Raw genomic sequence first — 3,919 nt, forward strand, 5'->3', positions numbered from 1 at the left:
CACGACCAGGGCGAAACTGGAGACCACAAAGAAATAGGCGAAGGCCTTCAGCGCCACCCCGCCCACCTTGCCCAGGTCGCGCATGCCCGCGATGCCGGTGACCACGGTCAGGAAGATGACCGGGGCGATGATCATCTTCACCAGCTTGATGAACGCGTCACCCAGCGGCTTCAGCGCCTCGCCGGTCTGCGGCCAGACGTAGCCGATCAGAGCGCCCGCCGTGATCGCTACCAGCACCTGAACGTAGAGCTGCGTCCAGAGCGGCTGTTTTCCCGCTGGCGCCGGGTTGGTCGCCGCCACTGTTGGTGCCACGTGATTCCCCTTGGTTTGCCGCGAAAGCCTAGCCTGAAATACCGGCTGCACGCGCCAGAAACATATCCGCAAAACGCAGGGTCCAGACTTGATACTCGGGGGAAGTTTTCCCTGAACAGAGTCCGCATACGGACCGGATGCCGGGGAGAAACGCTGATGACCACAATGGACCGCCGCAATCTGATGTTCGCCGGCGCTGGGGCTGCGGCGTTCGCCGCCCTGCCCGCATGGGCCAGGATTTCGGTTCAGCCGCCCGCTTCGGCCGGATTCAGCGCCACCGGCGTGGCCGCGCTCAACGCCGATATGCACGCCCTCGTCGACCAGCAGAAACTGTCCGGGGTGGTTACGCTGCTGGCGCGCAAGGGCAAGGTCGTGAACCTCGACGCCTACGGTCGCCAGGACATCTCCACGCAGGCCCCGATGGCGATCGACAGCATCTTCCGCATCGCCTCGATGACCAAGCCGATCTGCGGCGTGGCGATGATGCAACTGTGGGAACAGGGCAAGTGGAAGCTGGACGATCCTGTCGCAAAACACATCCCCGAGTTCGCTGGCCTGAAGGTCAGAACCGCAGACGGCGGGCTCGTCGATCAGGCCAGCCCGATGACCATGGCCCAGATAATGAGCCACACCGCGGGCTTCGGAACCAGCGCCCGCTATGAGGCCGACGCGCTTTTCGCCACCGACCTGCAGGGCATGATCGACAAACTGTCGACGCTGCCCCTGTTCAGCCAGCCGGGCACGGACTGGGCCTATGGTCCCTGCGTGAATATCCAGGGCTACGTTGTTGAAAAACTGTCCGGAAAGCCGCTGGATCGCCATTTCCAGGATCACATATTCACCCCGCTGAAGATGCCGGACACCGGCTTCTGGGTCGATCCGGCCAAGGTCTCGCGCGTGGTGCGGATCCACACCTATTCGACCGGCAAGCTGGTTCCCGCGGGCGAGCCGCGCGTCCAGACCACCAGGCCGCGCTTCCTCTCCGGCTCAGGCGGCCTCTCGTCCACCGCCGCCGACTACTTCCGGTTCTGTCAGGCGCTGCTGAACGGCGGTGATCTGGATGGCGCGCGAATTTTGAAGCCCGAGACAGTCAAGCTGATGCGCAAGTCCGTCCTTCGCCCCGGCGTCGGGGTTGATCTCTACGGGCCCGTGCAAAAAGGCATCGGCTTCGGGATGGACTTCGCGGTGCACGAGAACCCGGCGATCAGCGGCATTCCCCAGGGCGTCGACAGCTACTGGTGGGGCGGAGCCTTCGGGACATGGTTCTGGATCGATCCCACCCACGACATCGTCTTCGTCGGCATGATCCAGAACCTCAACGGCACGATCCCCGGCGCCGGTACGCCGGCCGTCCACGACATCAGCCCCCGGGCCGTCTACGCCGCCCTGACCGACAAGAAGGCCTGACCCCCATGCGCCGGCTTATACTGCCTCTGCTGATCGCCGCCCTGGCGACGAGCGCCCACGCCCAGACCTGGAAGACCCCGCGCAACGGCTTCGGCCAGCCGGATCTTGAAGGGACCTGGACCAACGCCTCCCTCACCAGCCTGGAGCGCCCGGCCAGTTTCAAGACGCTCACCATCACCGAGGACCAGGCCAGGGCGGCCGAGGCGGCCCGCGCGCGAGGCATGGCGGCCTCCAATCGGCCCACAGACCCCAACGCCCCTGCGCCGCCAAAGGCCGACGATCCAGGCGGCTACAACACCGTCTGGATCGACCCCGGCGTCAGCTACGGGCGCATCAATGGCGAGGTGCGCACATCCTGGCTGATCGACCCGGCCGACGGCAAACTGCCCTACAGCCCGGCGGGCCGGAAGCTGTTCGCCGACACCCTGGCCAGCGCCCGGACCAACTTCGATGGCCCCGAGGGTCGTCCTCTGGGCGAGCGTTGCGTCCTTGGTTTCGGCTCCACCGCAGGCCCGCCGATGATGAATGTACTCTACAACAACAACTACCAGATCCAGCAGTCGAAGGACCACGTGGTGATCGTGGTGGAAATGAATCACGACGCCCGCGTGATCCCCATCGTCGACCGGACCAAACCCCGCGTCAGCCTGCAACAGTGGATGGGCGACTCGATCGGCTGGTGGGAGGGCGACACGCTCGTGGTCGAGACCACGAACTTCAACCCGCAGGAAAGCCTTCGACCCTACTTCGGTGCCAGCCTGTTCCTCTCGCCCGACGCCAAAGTCACCGAGCGCTTCACCCGCACGTCGGCCAGTCAGATCCTCTATGAATTCAGCGTACAGGACCCCAAGGTCTACACCCAGGTCTGGCGCGCCCAGATGGCGATGAACGCCACCCAGGGCCCGATGTACGAATACGCCTGCCACGAGGGCAACTATGCCCTGCCCGGCATCCTCGGTGGCGCGCGCCTGGCGGAAAAGGAAGGCCGCAAGGCCGAGGCGGTGGAAATCTCGGAGTAGGCGCCCACACGGCGGTGACGGCGCAAACGTGGCGAAATCGCGTCCGCAATTCGGCAGCCCGGGACACATTGCGACAGAATTTCGCCTTGATCTGTTGACCTGACGTCCGCCATGCCGGACATTCGAAACCAAGCGCGGCAAACGCGCCGTGTCAGAATACGCTTGGGGGAAACGTCCAGATGAAATCCAGAAAGAGCATACTGCTGTCTTGTGTGTTCGCGATGAGCACAGCGGCCAGCGGGGCGGCCTTCGCCCAGAACACCAATGAAATCGAAGAATTGGTGGTCACCGCCGAGAAGCGCGAGCAATCGCTGCAGGACGTTCCGGTCGCCGTTTCAGCCTTCACCGATGAGCGTCGCGAGCTCGTCGGGATCAACTCGGTTCAGGACCTGACCAACTTCACGCCCGGCTTGTCCTACTCCACCAACAATGACCGGATCGCCCTGCGCGGCATCGGTCGTTTCTCCAACAATCGCTCGGTTGAAGGTGGCGTGGCCCTCTACAACGACGGTGCCTACACCTCGTCGGTGACGGCCTTCGCCCAATCGACCCTCTTTATCGAGCGCACCGAGGCGCTGCGCGGTCCCCAGGGCACCCTCTACGGCAAGAACGCCATCGGCGGCGCGCTGAACATCATCTCCAAGCGACCGACCGACGAGTTCTACGGCGAGCTGCGCGGAAGCTACGGAAGCAACGACCTGAAGGTCATCGAGGGCGCGGCGTCGGGACCGCTGCTGTTCGGGACCCGCGGCCGCCTGGCCGCCTCCTGGAGCGACATCGGCAAGGGCACCTACACGAACCTCAACCCCAACGGCGAGGACGAGGGCAACCGCGGCACCTACTGGACCGTCGAAGGCCAGCTGGATGGAACCATCACAGACCGCCTCGAATGGTGGGTGAAGGCCTCGACCACCGAGTGGCACACCCTTGGCCGCGGTCCCGGCGGGCGCACCACCGCCACCTACGGCATCCGCGACAACCTCAACCCGCTTCAGGCCAGCCTGACACCCAATGCGGCTGGTTTCGGTGGCCCCCTGGCGCTGCCGGGCAACACCTGCCAGCTCTGCTTCGACACCGATGACGGCAACTACATCAACCTCGAGAGCAACACCTACGCCGCGAACGTCACCTTCCACGCCGACACCTTCGACGTGAAGTACACGGGTGGATACAACTACTAC

The 3,919-nt window shown here is 64.5% G+C and carries 4 protein-coding genes; 3 read left to right on the forward strand and 1 reads right to left on the reverse strand.

The annotated features are described in order from the left end of the window. A partial coding sequence (locus tag ACIQ42_RS16795) for a cation:dicarboxylate symporter family transporter (RefSeq protein WP_397423388.1) occupies positions 1 to 312 on the reverse strand: 312 nt, incomplete at its 3' end. A 156-nt stretch (positions 313 to 468) separates the two neighbouring features. Between ACIQ42_RS16795 and ACIQ42_RS16800 the strand changes: the two genes are divergently transcribed. From ACIQ42_RS16800 to ACIQ42_RS16810, 3 genes are all read left to right on the forward strand, one after another. After that, the gene (locus tag ACIQ42_RS16800) at positions 469 to 1,719 is read left to right on the forward strand and encodes a serine hydrolase domain-containing protein (protein WP_397423389.1); all 1,251 of its coding nucleotides are present in this window, start codon (positions 469 to 471) and stop codon (positions 1,717 to 1,719) included. Positions 1,720 to 1,724: 5 nt separating this feature from the next. Next, entirely contained in the window at positions 1,725 to 2,738 is a 1,014-nt protein-coding gene (locus tag ACIQ42_RS16805; protein WP_397423390.1) for a hypothetical protein, read from the forward strand. Between the two features lie 179 nt (positions 2,739 to 2,917). Continuing rightward, on the forward strand, positions 2,918 to 3,919 hold a 1,002-nt coding region (locus ACIQ42_RS16810; protein WP_397423391.1), incomplete at its 3' end, for a TonB-dependent receptor plug domain-containing protein.

Origin of the sequence: Phenylobacterium sp. (assembly GCF_044372605.1) — a bacterium.
GTDB lineage: Bacteria > Pseudomonadota > Alphaproteobacteria > Caulobacterales > Caulobacteraceae > Phenylobacterium.

Coding starts and splice junctions, on each gene's coding strand:
- ACIQ42_RS16800 (WP_397423389.1), top strand. CDS start 469: ATGACCACAATGGACCGCCGCAATCTGATGTTCGCCGGCGCTGGGGCT.
- ACIQ42_RS16805 (WP_397423390.1), top strand. CDS start 1,725: ATGCGCCGGCTTATACTGCCTCTGCTGATCGCCGCCCTGGCGACGAGC.